Raw genomic sequence first — 16,289 nt, 5'->3', positions numbered from 1 at the left:
ACTTCTCCCCGGTCACCCGGCAGTTCATCGGGGTGACCGGGGAGAAGTAGATGGCCTGCGACTGGTTCTCGCCGTCCTCGGTTCGCGAGTCGAGGAACAGCCCGTCTCCGTCGGGGGCGAGGATTCCGCCGACCATCCCGGTCGCGCTGTGCAGCAGCAGCCCCGTCCGCGTGCCCGGGGCGTAGGCGGGCGTGGCTTCCGGGTCCGACAGCGTCACGGTCGTCTCGGTGGTCTCGCAGAACATCGGCTTGCCGGCGGCGGTCGCCGCGACCACCGAGTCCGCATCGAAGACCTCCGTGAACAGGGGGACCCAGTCCTGGCGCGGGGGCACCCGGTCCTTCTTTCCCGCCGCCTGCACCGCGGCCCAGCAGCGGTCCAGCGACGAGGTCGCCACCTCCGCGTCGAGGGTCAGCGGATGGCGGAAATCCTGACCCGGCGGCGGTGTCGGCGCGGGACCGGCCACGGGCTGCTGCCGGATCACCTGCGTCGCGACGACCGCGCCCGCGGCCAGCACCACGACGGCCGCCGCGGCGGCGATGTACCAGACCCGCGCCGGACGGCGCTTTCCGAGGCCCTGGCGCAGCTCGGCCCGCAACCGCGCCCGGACGTCGTCGGGCAGCTCGCGCCTGGGCGGCAGATCGAGGTCGTCGCTCATTTCTCCTCCAGCAGCGTGCGCAGCCGGGCGCGGGCCCGGGACAGGTGGGCGCGGACGGTGACTTCGGCGACGGCCAGCAGCGCCGCGGCGTCGGCCGCGTTCAGGTCGCCGAGTAGGCACAGCTCGACGACCTCCCGCTGCGCCTTCGGCAGCGTCCGGACGGCGTCGACGATCACGCGCAGCCGCCGCTCGCCGTCGAGCCGCTCGGCCACCGCGTCGGCGTGGTCGGACACGACCGGCGGGTCCGGCAGCTTCCGCAGCAGCCGCAGCCGCCTTCGCGCGCCGCGGTGCTCGTCGCGGGCCGCGTTGCCGGCGACGGTGTAGAGCCACGGCAGCGCGCTGTCGCGCACCAGCCTCACGTCGGCGCGGCGGCGCCAGGCGGTGAGGAAGGTGTTCGACGTCAGGTCTTCGGCGGCGCTCCACGAGCCGGTCAACCGGTAGGCGTGGTTCCAGACGGCCTGCACATGGCGTTCGAAGAGCTCGCCGAAGGCCGTTTCGTCGCCTTCGGCCGCCCGGTCCCACAGTGCTCGGTCGTCCTCTGCCCGGTCACCCACCGGCGCCCCCGTAGCTTGGCTGGTCACGCCTCTCAATGGCCGGCACCGGCCCGGACGTTGCGTGAACCGGACGCGCAGTAGGTGGTTTATCCGGTGCCGGCTCGGCCTTCGGGCTCGATCGCGAACTGCGTGCCTTCGAAGCGGAGCTCTTCGTGCTCACCGCCCTCGAAAACCGCCTTGTCATCGAAGACCGCGTGGAAGAAGTTCAGCCGCCCGGTCGACCGGGTGTCCGCGAACCGGGCGATCCACCGGAACCTCGCCCACGAAAACACCGCACCACCGGTGAACGAAGAGCCGTCGAAGTTCGCGAGCGCCGAGAACTCCGCCCCGAAGAACCAGCTCGTCGCCGCGAACGTCGCGGTGACGTGAGTTGCACCGAGGAATCGTGCGTAGCTGAAATCTGCCGCAGCGATCTCAGCATTTTCGAGCATGAAGTCGACCAGCGTCGCGTGCCGGAGGTCCAGGGACACGCCCGGCCAGAGGCGTTCGTCATCTCGGCGCAGATGCGTCGCGAGTATCTGTTGAGCGGCCAGCCTGACCTGCAGCTCCGCCGCATCGAACGAAGGTGCGCCGAGCTCGGTGCGGCCGGCCGCGAGGCCTTCGGCGAGCTCCTTGCGACCGGCCGCAGCCAGGTAGCTGCCTCGCAGCCCCTCTTCCGGGCCGTCGAAGGGCATCCGCAGGTAGGCGCACAGCACGTTGACGATCGTCTGGCGCTGCTTCGGGTTGTCCTGCCCGAGCCGCTCGAGCGCGTACAGCCCGCCGAGCCGCACCGGGGCCTTTTCGTTGCCGAGCTGCTCGACGGCTTTCGTGTACAGCTCGGTGACGCGCCGCTCCTCCAGGTCCCGCTCGGTCACGGCCGCGACGCGGGTCGTCTCGGCCAGCTGCAGTTCGAGCGTGCGCTGGCGGCGCGTCGCGAGCCACAGCGCGAACACGCCGCCCGCACCCGCGCCGATGCCGAACGCCGTCTTGACCGCGTCGATCCGGGCCGGTGCCTCCGGCCGCCCGGACCAGGCCAGGAACAGCCACAGCAGCCCCCCGGTGACGGCCGCGACCGCGACGGCGATCACGGCGATCCACCGCCACTTCAGGACCGGCACCGGCTCAGACGGCGCCGTACTGGCGGTCGCCCGCGTCGCCGAGGCCCGGGACGATGAAGCCCGAGTCGTTGAGGCGCTCGTCGATGCTCGCCGTGACCACCCGGACCGGCAGGCCGGTCTTCTCCAGGTGCGCCAGGCCTTCCGGGGCCGCCAGCGCGCAGATCGCCGTGACGTCGTCGGCGCCGCGGTCGGTGAGCAGCCGGATCGTGTACTCCATCGAACCGCCGGTGGCGAGCATCGGGTCGAGCACCATGACCGGCCGGTCGGCGAGCGATTCCGGCAGCGACTCCAGGTACGGCGTCGGCTTCAGCGTCTCCTCGTCGCGCGCCAGGCCGACGAAGCCCATCTGCGCGTCCGGGATCAGCTTGTGCGCCTGGTCGGCCATGCCCAGCCCGGCCCGCAGGACCGGCACCAGCAGCGGCGGCTTCGCCAGCTTGTAGCCGTCGGTGCGGGCCACCGGCGTGTGGATCTTCTCGATCTTCACCGGCACGCTGCGCGTGGCTTCGTAGACCAGCATGACGGTCAGCTCGTGCAGCGCGGCCCGGAACGCGGCGCTGTCGGTGCGCGCGTCGCGCATCGTGGAGAGCCGGGCCTTCGCGAGGGGGTGATCGACGACGTGCACATCCATGCGGGTCAATCTAGCTGTTTCGCGAAGCTCTTCACCCAGCCGCGCTGCCAGGGCGTTTCGACGGCTCGCTCGTGGTAATTCGCCCGTACCCAGGCGACGGCTTCGTCGGCCCGGACGCCGGAGAGGATCGCCAGGCAGGCCAGCACCGTGCCGGTCCGCCCCGCGCCGCCGTAACAGGCGACTTCGACGGTCTCGGTCTTCGCCCGTTCGTGGAGGGCCTTGATCTTCCGGCGCGCTTCCGCGGGGTCGGTGGGCAGCAGGAAATCCGGCCAGGTGACCCATTCGTGCGGCCAGCTGATACCCCCGCCGTGCTTGCGCCGCAGCCGGCTCGTCCCCAGGTAGAGCCCGAAATCCGGAGCGGGTTCGGCGGGCCGCGGGCGCCCCAGGCCGCGACCGCGGACCTGGACGCCGTCCGGGAATTCGACAGTCTTGGATCCCATCCGCCCAGTGTCCTCCGGAAGATGGACACGCAGGGTGGTTTTCGCCGATAAGCTCCGCCGGGTGAGCGAACTGACGCCCGACCAGATGCGGGCTTCCGACGCGGACCGCGAACGTGTCGCCCAGGTGCTGCACAACGCCCTCGCGGAGGGGCGCATCACGGTGAACGAGCTGGAAGAACGGCTCACGACGGTCTACGCGGCGAAAACGCTCGGCGAGCTGAAGCCGGTGACGGCGGACCTGCCGGTGGCGTCGGCGGCCGTCGAACCGGCCGCGACGCGGGCGCTCGGCCACCCGGACCAGCGCATCGGCGGCCACCCGGGCTCCCCGGTGTCGATCGGCGTCCTGTCGGGCGCGGTCCGCAAGGGCAGCTGGGTCCTGCCCCCGCAGCACAACAGCTTCGCGTTCTGGGGCGGCGCGGAGATCGACCTCCGGCAGGCGCGCTTCGCGGACCGGCACTGCACGATCACCGCGGTGGCGATCATGGGCGGCATCCAGATCACGGTCCCGGACGACATCAACGTGGACGTCACGGGCCTGGGGTTGATGGGCGGGTTCGTGCTGGAGGACAAGTCGGGCGCGCCGCCCGCGCCGCCGACGGCACCGACGGTGAAGATCAACGGGCTGGCGTTCTGGGGCGGGGTGGTCGTGTACCGGAAGCCGGCGAAGCGGGCCGAGCCGCCGCAAATCGAGTCCTGACGGGCCGCCGGGGCGCTAGCGTGGCGTCATGCGCGCTTTCACCCGGATCGTCACGGCGGGCCTGATCGCCTCGGCCGCCGTCCTGACCGCCGTCCCCGCCTCCGCGTCGACCCCGCCCGGCTGGTGCAAGGGCGCGGGGCCCTGCACCGCGCCGGCCCCGGTGGCCGCCACGCCCGACGGCTGGTGCCTGCTGCCCGGCTCGGACATCTGCCGTCGCTATTGACACTCACCGCCTGAAGCGTCACACCGGGTGACCCACCTCCGGACCCCGCGCCCTGTCGGACCCGCCGCCTAGACTCAGGCGCATGACAGCCACGACCAGCACGTCAGCGGCGCCGGCCACCCCGGCACCGCTGGTGGACGCGACTCGCGACGACGCGAGCCTGCGCCGCTTCCTGCTCGGGCTGCCCGGTGTCGACCAGGTCGGCGTCGAGCAGCGCGCGGCGGGCCTCGGCACGCGCAGCATCAAGAAGGACGCCAAGCGGTGGGCCATCGACACCGCCATCTCCATGGTCGACCTGACCACCCTGGAAGGCGCCGACACCCAGGGCAAGGTCCGGGCGCTGGCCGCGAAGGCCGTGCGCCCCGACCCGGAACGCCAGGACACCCCGCGCGTCGCCGCCGTCTGCGTGTACCCGGACATGGTCGCCACCGCCGTCGAAGCGCTCCAGGGCAGCGGCGTGCACGTCGCGAGCGTCGCCACCGGCTTCCCCGCCGGGCGCACTTCGCGGGAGATCAAGCTGGCCGACACCAAGATCGCCGTCGACGCGGGCGCGCACGAAGTCGACATGGTGATCGACCGCGGCGCCTTCCTCGAGGGCCGCTACATGGCCGTCTTCGAAGAGATCCAGGCCGTCAAGCAGGCCTGCGGTGACGCGCACCTGAAGGTCATCCTCGAGACCGGCGAGCTGGCGACCTACGACAACGTGCGGCGCGCGTCGTGGCTGGCGCTGCTGGCCGGCGGCGACTTCATCAAGACCTCCACCGGCAAGGTCTCCCCCGCCGCGACGCTGCCGGTCACGCACATCATGCTGCAGGCGGTCCACGACTGGCACGTGCAGACCGGCGAGCTGCGCGGCGTCAAGCCCGCGGGCGGCATCCGGACCACGAAGGACGCGATCAAGTACCTGGTCGCCGTGCACGAGGTCGCCGGCGAGCCGTGGCTGACCCCGGACCTGTTCCGCTTCGGCGCGTCCAGCCTGCTCAACGACCTGCTGCTGCAGCGCCGCACCCAGGTGGACGGCCACTACAGCGGCCCCGACTACGTGACGGTGGACTGATGCCTGTTTTCGAGTACGCACCGGCGCCGGAAACCCGCGCCATCGCGAACCTGAAGGACTCCTACAAGCCGTTCGTCAACGGCGAGTTCGTCGACGGCTCGGGTGAGCCGCTCAAGACGATCAACCCGGCCACCGAAGAGGTCCTGGCCGAGGTCGGCACGGCGTCGAAGTCCGATGTGGACATCGCCGTCAAGGCCGCGCGCAAGGCGTACACGAGTGTCTGGTCGAAGATGCCGGGCACCGAGCGCGCGAAGTACCTCTTCCGCATCGCGCGGCTGATCCAGGAGCGTTCGCGCGAGCTCGCCGTGCTGGAGAGCCTGGACAACGGCAAGCCGATCAAGGAGTCGCGCGACTCCGACGTCCCGACGGCGGCGGCGCACTTCTTCTACCACGCGGGCTGGGCGGACAAGCTGGAGTACGCGGGCTACGGACCTTCGCCGCGTCCGCTGGGCGTCGCGGGCCAGATCATCCCGTGGAACTTCCCGCTGCTGATGCTGGCCTGGAAGATCGCCCCGGCGCTGGCCACCGGCAACACCGTGGTGCTCAAGCCGGCCGAGACGACGCCGCTGACCGCGCTCGTGTTCGCGGAGATCTGCCAGCAGGCGGAGCTGCCGCCGGGCGTGGTGAACATCCTGCCGGGCGCGGGCGACATCGGTGCGTCCATCGTGGAGCACGGCGACGTCGACAAGATCGCCTTCACCGGCTCGACCGAGGTCGGCAAGGCGATCCAGCGCCAGGTCGCGGGCACCGCGAAGAAGCTGACCCTCGAACTGGGCGGCAAGGCGGCGAACATCGTCTTCGAAGACGCGCCGCTCGACCAGGCCGTCGAAGGCATCGTCAACGGCATCTTCTTCAACCAGGGCCACGTCTGCTGCGCCGGCTCGCGGCTGCTGGTGCAGGAATCCATCGCCGAAGAGGTGCTGGAGAAGCTGCGCTACCGCGTCTCGACGCTGCGCATCGGCGACCCCCTGGACAAGAACACCGACATCGGCGCGATCAACTCGGCCGAGCAGCTCGCCAAGATTCGCGGGCTCGTCGAGTCCGGTGACGCCGAGGGCGCGCAGCGCTGGACCAGCCCCTGCCCGGTCCCGGACCGCGGGTTCTTCTTCGCCCCGACGGTGTTCGCGAACGTCCACCAGTCGATGCGGATCGCGCGTGAGGAGATCTTCGGCCCGGTTCTGTCGGTGCTGACGTTCCGCACGCCGGACGAGGCCGTCGCGAAGGCGAACAACACGCCGTACGGGCTTTCGGCGGGCATCTGGACCGAAAAGGGCTCCCGGATCCTGTGGATGGCGAACCAGCTGCGCGCCGGCGTGGTCTGGGCCAACACCTTCAACCGCTTCGACCCCGCCGCCCCGTTCGGCGGCTACCAGGAATCCGGCTTCGGGCGCGAAGGCGGCCGCACCGGGCTGGAGGCGTACCTGAATGTCTGACCGAATCTCCGTCGCCAAGACGTACAAGCTGTACATCGGCGGCAAGTTCCCGCGTTCGGAGTCCGGCCGGGTGTACCCGGTGACGGACGCGAAGGGCAAGTTCCTGGCGAACGCGGCCCACGCGTCCCGCAAGGACGTCCGCGACGCGGTGGTGGCGGCCCGCAAGGCGTTCCCGGGCTGGGCCGCCGCCACGGCCTACAACCGCGGCCAGGTGCTCTACCGCGTGGCCGAGGTCCTGGAGGGCCGCCGGGACCAGTTCGCCGCCGAGGTCTCGGCGTCGGAAGGCGTCGGCGGGAAGAAGGCCGAGTCCATTGTGGACGCGGCGATCGACCGCTGGGTCTGGTACGCGGGCTGGACGGACAAGATCGCCACGGTCCTCGGCGCGGCGAACCCGGTGGCGGGCCCGTACTTCTCGTTCACGGTCCCGGAGCCGACGGGCGTGGTGGGCGTCCTGGCGCCGCAGCAGTCGTCGCTGCTGGGCCTGGTCGAGGTCCTGGCCCCGGTCCTGGCCACCGGCTCGACAGCGGTGGTGGTCTCCAGCGCGGAGCGGCCGCTGCCGGCGATCACGCTGTCGGAGGTCCTGGCGACCTCGGACGTCCCCGGCGGAGTGGCGAACATCCTCACCGGGCGGGCGGCGGAACTGGGCCCGTGGCTGGCTTCGCACGGCGACGTCAACGCGCTGGACCCGACGGGAGCGGCCCCGGCGGACCGTCCGGGCCTGGCACGCGAAGCGGCGAACACGGTGAAGCGGGTGCTGACGGTCCCGGACGCGGAACCGGACTGGACGGCAGCACCGGACATCACCCGCCTGCGGCGGTACTTGGAGGCGAAGACGGTCTGGCACCCGCTGGGCGTCTGAGTGCCGACGGCGGAGGCCACTGACCGGTGGTCTCCGCCGCCTTCCCCGCCGTTCGGCTGACGTCGACTTCCATCACCGGTACAGTCCCTCCCGGGTACGGAGCGTGACGCATCGGGGAGGGTGCAGGTGCCGGACGACGAAGAGTGGGCGTTCGAGGCGGAGGAGACGCGGTCGTGACGGTGACCGTCTCGCCCGACGAAGCGCCGGCACGGCGCGCCCGCGACCAGTGGGAACGGACGAACACCACGACCATGTCGCACTCCGGCGGCTGGCGGGTCAACTAGCCGTGGACGACTACCTCATCGACCCGCGGGCCTACGTCTGGCTCCCGCCCCGCCTCGCCGCCAAGCTGAAAGGCACCCTGCCGCTCCTCGGCGGCGTCACCACCGTCGTCGCGCTGGCCATGTGCGTTGCCGTGCCGGTGCTGGGGTACACCCTGCCGACCAGCCACAATGCCGCCAACGGCATTCCCGTCATCTTCGGCGTGTTCAGCGCCGTCATGCTGCTCATGTCCGGCATCGCGCTGCTGTTCGCCCCGGCCTGGGTCGAGGTCGGGCACCACCCGGGCGGGACCGGCCACATCCTGCGGCTCCGGCCCGCGTCCGTGTCCATCGGCCCGCTCTGCGGCGGAGCCGTGTCGATCGTCGGGTGGCCCCTGTTCTACCTCTTCTACGCGGCGCCGCTGACCTGGTCCGACCCCGGCCCGGACAATCCGCACGGGTTCGTCCAGATCACCTTCGGCATCTTCGTCTTCATGGTCATGCCGGTGATCGCCTTCGCGCTCGGGGTCGTCGACGTCGTCGTCGGGCTGCCTGCGCTGCGGCCCTCGCCGCGGACCCTCCAGCGGTACGCCCGCTAGCTCATCGTCACCGAGAAGTCCGACAGCGTGAACCGCGCCTTGCCGCCGCCGGTCGAGCAGAACTCGATGCCGTAGCCGATCTGGTTCACCGTCGGGTTGGGCGGGATCAGGCCCTTGCCGATCGCCCAGGCGATCATCGCCTTCAGGTCCACACTGCCCGAATACTGCGTCGACCGGGACACGAACGCCACGTACCCCTCGTCTTCCGCCCAGACGTCGTACGTGAAGCCGCCCGCCGTGTACGTCGTCAGCTTTTCGCCCGCCGGGACCTGCTTGTGGTTCTCCGTCCAGACCATCAGCTCGCTGACGCCGGCGCCGTTGCCCACGCCGTTCAGCCACAGGTCGTACGCCACGTCGTAGATGCCCGTGCCCGGGCCGCGGCCGGCGAACGTCGATCTGATCACCGAATAGTCGTTGAACGGTTTCCCGTCCTGATTGTTGATGTCCTTGTGCACGTTCGGATAGGTTTTCACCGACGTCGAATCGGGTTGGGTGGAATCGACGTACCAGTTGTCGTACGCGCACGCCCGCAGCGTTTCCGGGCCCGCTTCCCCGGCGTTCCACATGTTGTTGTGGACGTAGTAGCCGCCGTCCGTCCAGCCGCCGTCGGGGTCGCTGGTCGTGAACTCGGGGGTGCGGCAGTTGCGGACCGGCGTGGTCGACGGCGGTGTCGGAGTCGGCGGAGGCGCAGGTCGGGACGTCGAAGGCGCCGGCGATGAAGACGAGGTCGCGGCCGCCGCCGAGGAGGACGCAGGCACCGGAGCGGGTAGCGAGGCCGGCGCGGCCGCCACGCCGTCGACGGGCGTGCCGCCGCACCCGGCGATCACCGGAAAGGAAATCGCCAACCACACGGCCAGCGTTCTTCGTCGCATTTTCCCGCCCGCAGCTGCAATTCCGGCAGAACGAGGCGGAACCCTAACACGGAAACCCGGGAAATCAGTCGGGGTCGAGGTCCCCGGACGTGATCGGCCGGCCCGGCAGCGGGGAACCCGGCCGCGCGCTGAGGCCGTCGATCATGATGCCGACACAGCGGCGCGCCGCCATCTCCGCGACGTCCGGCGACTTCGCGCGCATCTGCCGCAGCAGCGTCGCCAGCAGGATCGCGATGTCGCCGGACCCGACGTCCTCACGGAGCTTGCCCTCGGCCTTCGCCCCGTCGACCAAGCCGTCGAGGACCACCAGGATCTCGTCGCGCAGCCGGCGGACCTCCGGGTCGTTCTTCATGATCACCAGCGCCCGGTGCGACACCATGGCGAGCTGCACGCTCAGCTGCAGCGCCACCGACTGCCGCAGCAGCCGCTCCAGCGCCCGCCACGACGACCTCTCCTCGGCGGCGATCGCGCGGGCGTCGATCAGCACCCGCTCGAAGTTGTCCATCGCGACCGCGCGGACCAGCGCGTCGCGGTCCGGGAAGCGGCGGTAGAGCGTGCCGACGCCGACGCCGGCCGCACGGGCGATCTCCTCCATCGGCACCTCGGGACCGGAAACGGCGAAGATGCTCTTCGCGGCGGCCAGGATCTGGTCGCGGTTGCGCCGCGCGTCGGCCCGCAGGGTGGTCTCGGGGTCTGCCGTCATGCCGTTTCGCCTTCCGCTGAATCGCGCGGGCTGATTCTCGCACGGCCAACGGGCCACCCACTCCCTCCTCGATCGGGTAGCCGGCACCTAGTGGACGACTTCCTTCCGCTTCGGTACCTTGGACAGAGAACCGGAATGTAATCCTCCGCATACTTTCCGTCCGATTTAGGGGGTCCGAAATGACTGATTTGGCCGAGCCCGCAACCCGGGACGAGACCTTCCCGCTGGCCCGCACCTGCCCCTTCGCGCCGCCGCCGGCGTACGAGAAGCTGCGCGAGGCGGGGCCGGTCCACCGCGTCACGCTGCAGTCCGGCCAGGAGGCCTGGGCCGTCACGCGCCTCGAGGACGTCCGGACCGTGCTGAACGACCCGCGGTTCAGCTCCGACCGGTTCAACCCCGGCTTCCCGATCCTGACCCGGGAGGGACGTCCGCAGCGCCGCCGCTTCACCGCGTCGCTGATCAACATGGACCCCCCGGAGCACGGCGCCGCCCGCCGCGAGGTCGTCGGCGAGTTCACCGTCAAGCGCATGAAGGCGCTGCAGCCGCGGATCCAGCAGATCGTCGACGAGCACATCGACGCGATGCTGGCCGGCTCCAAGCCCGCGGACCTGGTCTCGGCGCTGTCCCTGCCGGTGCCGTCGCTGGTCATCTGCGAGCAGCTCGGCGTCCCGTACGCCGAGCACGAGTTCTTCCAGTCGCGCAGCTCCACCCTGCTGAACCGGGAAGTGACGCAGGAAGCGCGGATGCAGGCCGTCGAAGAGCTGCAGAACTACCTCGACGAGCTGGTCGCCGCGAAGGAGGCGAACCCGACCGACGACCTGCTCGGCCGCCAGGTCCTCAAGCAGCGCGAAGAGCACGGCGACGCCGACCACGACTCCCTGGTCTCGCTCGCCTTCCTGCTGCTCCTCGCCGGGCACGAGACGACGGCGAACATGATCTCGCTCGGCACCGTCGCGCTCCTGGAGAACCCGGACCAGCTGGCGATCATCAAGCAGGACCCCGGCAAGACCCTCGACGCCGTCGAGGAGCTGCTGCGGTACTTCACCATCGCCGAGTTCGCGACCTCGCGCGTGGCGACCGAGGACGTCGAGATCGGCGGGCAGGTCATCCGCGAGGGCGAGGGTGTGCTCGGCCTGAGCTACTCCGGCAACCGCGACGAAGCCGCGTTCGAGAACCCCGACGAGCTGGACATCGAGCGCGGCGCGCGCCACCACGTCGCCTTCGGCTTCGGCCCGCACCAGTGCCTCGGCCAGAACCTGGCCCGGATGGAACTCCAGATCGTCTTCGACACGCTGTTCCGCCGCATCCCGGACCTCAAGCTGGCCGCGCCGGTGGACCAGCTGCCGTTCAAGCACGACTCGTCGATCTTCGGCCTCTACTGCCTGCCTGTGACCTGGTGAGGGGGACGCCATGACCGCCGTTCACGAATTCCCGATGACCCGGACCTGCCCGTTCGCGCCGCCGCCCGCGTACGCCGAGATCCGCGAGGAGGATCCGGTCACGCGGGTGGGGCTGCCCGGCGGCAAGCAGGCCTGGGTGGTCAGCAGGCACGAGGACGTCCGGGCCGTGCTGAACGACCGGCGGTTCAGCGCCGACCGGCAGCACCCGGACTTCCCGCAGCTGGTGCCGGGATTCCGGCGGCCGGACGACGAGCGCACCATGATCACCATGGACGCGCCCGAGCACGGGCCGGCCCGCAAGGCCGTGCTCGGCGAGTTCACCGTGCGCCGGATGGAGGCGCTGCGGCCGCGGATCCAGGAGATCGTCGACGAGCGGATCGACGCGCTGCTGGCCGGCCCGAAGCCGGGCGACCTGGTCGAGACGCTGTCGCTGCCGGTGCCGTCGCTGGTCATCTGCGAGATGCTCGGCGTGCCGTACGCCGACCACGACTTCTTCCAGACCCACACGGCGAAGCTGATCAAGCGCGGCACGCCCCCGCAGGAGCGGCGGGCCGCGGTCGAGGCCGTGCGCGAGTACATGAGCGACCTCATCGCCGGCAAGGAGGACAACCCGCCGGACGACCTGCTCGGGCGGCAGATCGTCAAGCTGCGCGAAGAGGGCACCTACCGGCGGGCCTCGCTGGCCGCCACCGGGTTCCTGCTGCTGGTGGCCGGGCACGAGACGACGGCGAACATGATCTCGCTCGGCACCGTCGCGCTGCTGGAGAACCCCGGCCAGCTCGCGATCGTCAAGGACGACCCGGGCAAGACGCTCGACGCCGTCGAGGAGCTGCTGCGGTACTTCACCATCGTCGACGCCGCCACGGCGCGGCTGTGCGTCGAGGACGCCGAGGTCGGCGGGCAGCTGATCCGGGCCGGCGAAGGCGTGCTGGCGCTGGGCTACGCGGCCAACCGCGACGACACCGCGTTCGAAAACCCCGACGAACTGGACATCGAGCGCGGCGCGCGCCACCACGTCGCCTTCGGCTTCGGCCCGCACCAGTGCCTCGGCCAGAACCTCGCCCGGATGGAACTCCAGATTGTCTTCGACACGCTCTTCCGCCGGATTCCCGGCCTGAAGCTGGCCGCGCCGGTCGACGACCTGCCGTTCAAGGACGACGCGGCCATCTACGGCCTGTACCGGCTGCCGGTGACCTGGTAGAGACGAACTGCCAAACCACCACAGGAGAAGAGGACCATGAAGATCATCGCGGACACCGGCAAGTGCGTCGGCGCCGGTCAGTGCGTGCTCACCGAGCCGTCGCTGTTCGACCAGAGCGAGGAAGACGGCACGGTCATCGTGCTCGACGACCAGCCGCAAGGGGAGCTGGTCGACAAGGCCCGCGAAGCGGTGCACGTCTGCCCGAGCCAGGCCCTCTCCCTGCAGGAGTGACCCGCGTGAAGGCCACCTCGAGCGTCCTCGAGGTGGCCTTCGGCGTTATTTGACCGCGCCCATCGACAGGCCGCGGACCAGGTGGTTCTGCGCGATCCAGCCGACGATCATCACCGGCAGCGACGCCAGCAGCGCGGCGGCCGACAGCTGTGCCCAGTAGAGGCCCTCACTGGTGATGAAGCCGACCAGGAACACCGGGACCGTGCCGGCGCGGGCCGCGGTCAGGTTGACCGCGTAGAAGAACTCCGTCCAGGAGAAGATCACGCAGATCAGCGCGGTCGCCGCGATCCCGGGCGCGACCACCGGCATGATGATCTTGCGCAGCAGCGTCGGCAGGTTGGCGCCGTCGATCCGGCCCGCCTCGATCATCTCGTGCGGCACCTCGAGGAAGAACGACCGCATCATCCAGATGGCCAGCGGCAGGTTCATCGACGTGTACAGGATGACCAGCGCCCACACCGTGTCGAGCGGCTCGGTGTTCTGCGAGATCACGTACAGCGGGATGATCGCCGCCACGATCGGCAGCATCTTCGTCGAGAGGAAGAAGCCGAGCGCGTTCGACGTGCCCTTGACCGGCGCCAGCGACAGCGCGTACGCCGCCGGGACGCCGAAGAGCAGCACCAGGGCCGTGGACAGGATCGTGACGAACGCCGAGTTCGACAGGTACGGCAGGAACCCGCCGCCCAGGACGTTGCCGAGCTGCTCGAACGTCGGGGTGAAGAACAGCTTGGGCGGGTCCGTGTAGGCGTCCGCCTCCTGCTTGAACGCGGTGAGGATCATCCACAGCAGCGGGAAGACGAACAGGATCGCGATGATCCAGGTCGCGACGGTCAGCGACCCCTTGCCGTACTGCCTCTTGCGGGGAGCCACGGTCGTCATTTGATCCCTCCGCTCACCGAGAACGTGCGGAACATCAGGCGCAGCGCGAAGGTCGCCACGATCATCGTCAGGAGCACCACGATCACGCCCATCGCCGAGGACTGGCCGACGTCGAAGCCCTCGAACGCGCGCTGGTAGATGTAGTACGGCAGGTTGGTGCTCGCCGTGCCCGGCCCGCCCTGGGTCATCAGGAAGATCGCGTCGAAGCTGTTCACGATGTAGATCGCGCCCAGCAGGGTGGCCAGCTGCAGGAACCGGGACAGGTGCGGCAGCGTGATGGAGACGAACGTCCGCCACCGGCCCGCACCGTCCACATTGGCCGCTTCGAGGACGTCCTTGGCCTGGCTCTGCAGGCCGGCCAGGATCAGCAGCATCATGAACGGCGTCCACTGCCACACGATCTGGGCCATCACCGCGGCCAGCGGGAACTCCGAAAGCCAGTCGACGTCGGTGCCGAAGACGAAGTGCAGCAGCCCGTAGGTCGGGTCGAACACCGTCGTCTTCCACAGCAGCGCGCCGGCCGCCGGCAGGATGAGGAACGGCGTGATCAGCAGCGTCCGGACCACGCCGCGGCCGAGGAACTTGCGGTCGAGCAGGATGGCCAGGCCGAGGCCGAGCAGCAGCGCGACGAACACGCACACCACGGTCAGCACGACCGTGTTGAGCAGCGCGACCAGGAACGTCGTGTCGCTGAAGACGTCGACGTAGTTCTGGAGGCCGACGAAGTGCCGGGAGCCGGGCCGGACCAGGTTCCACGACTGGAACGAGTAGAACACGGTGAGCAGGAAGGGCAGCTGCGTCACCGCGATGACGAAGACCAGCGCGGGCAGCAGCGGCAGCCGCCGCTTGGCCGCCGTGCTCAGGCCGCGTTTCTCTTCGACCTTCGCCTTCGCCTGGGAAGTGGGGGTGGAAACGGAGAGCGTGGACATCACTGCACCGCCTTGTACGAGTCGCCCACGGTTTGCGCGTAGTCCTGGGACTGCTTCAGCGCGTCTTCGACGGATTGACGGCCGGCGATCGCGGCCGACAGCTGCTGGCTCACCCGGGTGCCCAGGTCCTGGAACTCGGGGATGCCGACGAACTGGATGCCGGGGTAGGGCACCGGGCTCGCCATGACTTTCTGCTGGTTCGCGTCCGCGATGCCGTCCAAAGTGGGCTTCGCGTAGGCCTTCGCCGCGTCGGCGTACTCGGGGATCGCGTAGGTCGACTGGCGGACGCCCGGCGGGACGCGGTTCCAGCCGTAGGTCTGCCCGACCTTCTGCACGTACGCCTTGTCGGTCATCCAGGCCATGAACTTCCAGGCCGCGTCCTTGTCCTTGGCGACCTTCGGGATGCCGAGCGCCCAGGTGTAGAGCCAGCCACTCGCCTGCGTCTTGACGACCGGCGCGGGCGCGTAGCCGGACTTGCCGACGATCTTGCTGCTGGCCGGGTCCTCGTTGGTGCCCGCCATGACCGTCGCGTCGTACCACATCGCCGCGTTGCCCTGCGTGTAGCGCGTGCCGCATTCGGAGAACCCGGCGCTGGAGGCGCCGACTTCGCCGTGCTCGCGGATGAGGTTGACGTAGAAGTTCGCGGCTTGCGTGAACTCCGGTGACGTCAGCTTGGCGTTCCAGTCCTTGTCGAACCACTGGGCACCGAAGGTGTTGGCCACGGTCGTGAAGGGCGCGAGGCTTTCGCCCCAGCCGGGCTTGCCGCGCAGGCAGATGCCCGCGACGCCCGCCGCCTTGTCGTCGAGCTTCGCGGCGAAGTCCGCGATCTGCGGCCAGGTCGGCTTGGCCGGCATGGTGAGCCCGGCCTTGTCGAACAGGTCCTTGCGGTAGGCCAGGAAGGACGACTCGCCGTAGAACGGCACCGCGTACATCTGGTTCTGGTAGGACAGCGACTGCTTGATGCTGGGGATGAAGTCGCCTTCGTCGTAGCCCGGCGTGGCCGCCATGTGCGGTTCGAGGTTCTCGAGCCAGCCGTTGGCCGCCCACTGCGGGGCTTCGTAGTTGCTGATCATGACGACGTCGAACTCGCCGCCCTCGGTGGCGGTCGACGCGGTGATCTTCGCGCGGGCCTGGTTTTCCGGCAGGGACACGAACTTCAGCCCGATGCCGGTGGCCTTCTCGAACTCCGGCGCGAGCGCGATGGCGTCCTTCATCTGCGGGTTGGACACGATGGCGATGACGAGCGTGCTGCTGCCGGTGCCGAGCGAGCCGGCGCCCGCGCAGCCGGTGGCCAGCAGCGACGTCGCCGCGAAGAGGGTGAGGAGCTTACGCACGGCCACCTCCGGGGAGGACTTGCACCTTGAGGCCCGCGCCGCTGCGCATCTTGGCCAGCGCCTCGGGGTACTGCTCCAGCGGCAGGGTGTCGGTGAGCAGCGCGTCCGTGTCGATCGCGCCGCTCGCCACCAGGTCGAGGGCGGCGCCGAAGCTGTGCAGCACGGCCATCGAGCCGACGACGGTGATTTCGTCGTTGTAGATGCGGAACGGCGAAAGCGCGACGCGGGCTTCGGCCGG

18 protein-coding genes and 2 pseudogenes are annotated in these 16,289 nt (G+C 70.0%); 9 read left to right on the top strand and 11 right to left on the bottom strand.

What is annotated here, in order from left to right; all coding sequences use genetic code 11:
- The 5 genes and pseudogenes from CCN39_RS30545 to CCN39_RS30525 form a co-directional block, all read right to left on the bottom strand.
- Positions 1–655: pseudogene (locus tag CCN39_RS30545) on the bottom strand (hypothetical protein); the annotation flags it as partial.
- Positions 652–1,209, bottom strand: a complete 558-nt coding sequence (locus CCN39_RS30540) for an RNA polymerase sigma factor (protein ID WP_086847812.1) — start codon at positions 1,207–1,209, stop codon at positions 652–654. The pseudogene CCN39_RS30545 and the gene CCN39_RS30540, both read right to left, overlap by 4 nt.
- A gap of 86 nt (positions 1,210–1,295) precedes the next feature.
- Positions 1,296–2,306, bottom strand: coding sequence for a pentapeptide repeat-containing protein (locus tag CCN39_RS30535; protein WP_208630451.1), 1,011 nt, complete (start codon positions 2,304–2,306; stop codon positions 1,296–1,298).
- Between the two features lie 4 nt (positions 2,307–2,310).
- Positions 2,311–2,934: a uracil phosphoribosyltransferase gene (upp, locus tag CCN39_RS30530; protein WP_086847811.1), complete on the bottom strand. Its 624-nt coding sequence runs from the start codon at positions 2,932–2,934 to the stop codon at positions 2,311–2,313.
- A 5-nt stretch (positions 2,935–2,939) separates the two neighbouring features.
- Entirely contained in the window at positions 2,940–3,374 is a 435-nt protein-coding gene (locus CCN39_RS30525; RefSeq protein ID WP_086847809.1) for a protein-tyrosine phosphatase family protein, read from the bottom strand.
- A gap of 85 nt (positions 3,375–3,459) precedes the next feature.
- Between CCN39_RS30525 and CCN39_RS30520 the strand changes: the two genes are divergently transcribed.
- The 6 genes from CCN39_RS30520 to CCN39_RS30495 all read left to right on the top strand — a co-directional run bounded on the left by CCN39_RS30520 (position 3,460) and on the right by CCN39_RS30495 (position 8,502).
- A complete protein-coding gene (locus CCN39_RS30520; protein ID WP_208630452.1) occupies positions 3,460–4,071 on the top strand; it encodes a DUF1707 SHOCT-like domain-containing protein in 612 nt (203 codons plus the stop codon).
- 28 nt (positions 4,072–4,099) lie between these two features.
- Positions 4,100–4,294, top strand: a complete 195-nt coding sequence (locus CCN39_RS30515) for a hypothetical protein (protein WP_086847808.1) — start codon at positions 4,100–4,102, stop codon at positions 4,292–4,294.
- Positions 4,295–4,376: 82 nt separating this feature from the next.
- Positions 4,377–5,351, top strand: a complete 975-nt coding sequence (deoC, locus tag CCN39_RS30510) for a deoxyribose-phosphate aldolase (protein ID WP_086847806.1) — start codon at positions 4,377–4,379, stop codon at positions 5,349–5,351.
- On the top strand, positions 5,351–6,784 hold the full coding sequence (locus tag CCN39_RS30505; RefSeq protein WP_086847804.1) for an aldehyde dehydrogenase family protein: 1,434 nt from the start codon (positions 5,351–5,353) through the stop codon (positions 6,782–6,784). The genes deoC and CCN39_RS30505 overlap by 1 nt, the downstream gene beginning before the upstream one ends.
- A complete protein-coding gene (locus CCN39_RS30500) occupies positions 6,777–7,643 on the top strand; it encodes an aldehyde dehydrogenase family protein (protein WP_086847803.1) in 867 nt (288 codons plus the stop codon). Before CCN39_RS30505 ends, CCN39_RS30500 begins: the two co-directional genes overlap by 8 nt.
- Positions 7,644–7,929: 286 nt before the next feature.
- On the top strand, positions 7,930–8,502 hold the full coding sequence (locus CCN39_RS30495; RefSeq protein WP_086847801.1) for a hypothetical protein: 573 nt from the start codon (positions 7,930–7,932) through the stop codon (positions 8,500–8,502).
- Here CCN39_RS30495 and CCN39_RS30490 read toward each other — a convergent pair.
- A complete protein-coding gene (locus CCN39_RS30490) occupies positions 8,499–9,374 on the bottom strand; it encodes a GH12 family glycosyl hydrolase domain-containing protein (protein ID WP_086847799.1) in 876 nt (291 codons plus the stop codon). The two genes, CCN39_RS30495 and CCN39_RS30490, sit on opposite strands and share 4 nt — an antisense overlap.
- A 64-nt stretch (positions 9,375–9,438) precedes the next feature.
- Positions 9,439–10,077 carry a TetR/AcrR family transcriptional regulator gene (locus tag CCN39_RS30485; protein ID WP_086847797.1) on the bottom strand — a complete coding sequence of 213 codons (639 nt, stop codon included), beginning with the start codon at positions 10,075–10,077 and terminating at the stop codon, positions 9,439–9,441.
- A gap of 179 nt (positions 10,078–10,256) precedes the next feature.
- Between CCN39_RS30485 and CCN39_RS30480 the strand changes: the two genes are divergently transcribed.
- Genes CCN39_RS30480 through CCN39_RS30470 form a run of 3 tightly spaced genes read left to right on the top strand, consistent with a single transcriptional unit; the run spans position 10,257 to position 12,909 of the window.
- The gene (locus tag CCN39_RS30480) at positions 10,257–11,477 is read left to right on the top strand and encodes a cytochrome P450 (RefSeq protein ID WP_086847795.1); all 1,221 of its coding nucleotides are present in this window, start codon (positions 10,257–10,259) and stop codon (positions 11,475–11,477) included.
- A 10-nt stretch (positions 11,478–11,487) separates the two neighbouring features.
- Positions 11,488–12,678 (top strand): cytochrome P450, encoded by a 1,191-nt coding sequence (locus CCN39_RS30475; protein WP_086847793.1) that lies wholly within the window; start codon positions 11,488–11,490, stop codon positions 12,676–12,678.
- 36 nt (positions 12,679–12,714) lie between these two features.
- The gene (locus CCN39_RS30470; protein ID WP_086847791.1) at positions 12,715–12,909 is read left to right on the top strand and encodes a ferredoxin; all 195 of its coding nucleotides are present in this window, start codon (positions 12,715–12,717) and stop codon (positions 12,907–12,909) included.
- Between the two features lie 45 nt (positions 12,910–12,954).
- Here the strand turns inward: CCN39_RS30470 and CCN39_RS30465 are convergent, their stop codons facing one another.
- The 4 genes and pseudogenes from CCN39_RS30465 to CCN39_RS30450 form a co-directional block, all read right to left on the bottom strand.
- On the bottom strand, positions 12,955–13,788 hold the full coding sequence (locus CCN39_RS30465; RefSeq protein ID WP_086847789.1) for a carbohydrate ABC transporter permease: 834 nt from the start codon (positions 13,786–13,788) through the stop codon (positions 12,955–12,957).
- Positions 13,785–14,717, bottom strand: a complete 933-nt coding sequence (locus CCN39_RS30460) for a carbohydrate ABC transporter permease (protein WP_086847787.1) — start codon at positions 14,715–14,717, stop codon at positions 13,785–13,787. The genes CCN39_RS30465 and CCN39_RS30460 overlap by 4 nt, the downstream gene beginning before the upstream one ends.
- The gene (locus CCN39_RS30455) at positions 14,717–16,057 is read right to left on the bottom strand and encodes an ABC transporter substrate-binding protein (RefSeq protein ID WP_086847784.1); all 1,341 of its coding nucleotides are present in this window, start codon (positions 16,055–16,057) and stop codon (positions 14,717–14,719) included. Before CCN39_RS30455 ends, CCN39_RS30460 begins: the two co-directional genes overlap by 1 nt.
- Positions 16,044–16,289 (bottom strand): annotated as a pseudogene (locus CCN39_RS30450) (alcohol dehydrogenase); the annotation flags it as partial. The gene CCN39_RS30455 and the pseudogene CCN39_RS30450, both read right to left, overlap by 14 nt.

Origin of the sequence: Amycolatopsis kentuckyensis (assembly GCF_002155975.1) — a bacterium.
Classification (GTDB): domain Bacteria; phylum Actinomycetota; class Actinomycetes; order Mycobacteriales; family Pseudonocardiaceae; genus Amycolatopsis; species Amycolatopsis kentuckyensis.
This window is presented reverse-complemented; position numbering and strand designations above follow the sequence as displayed.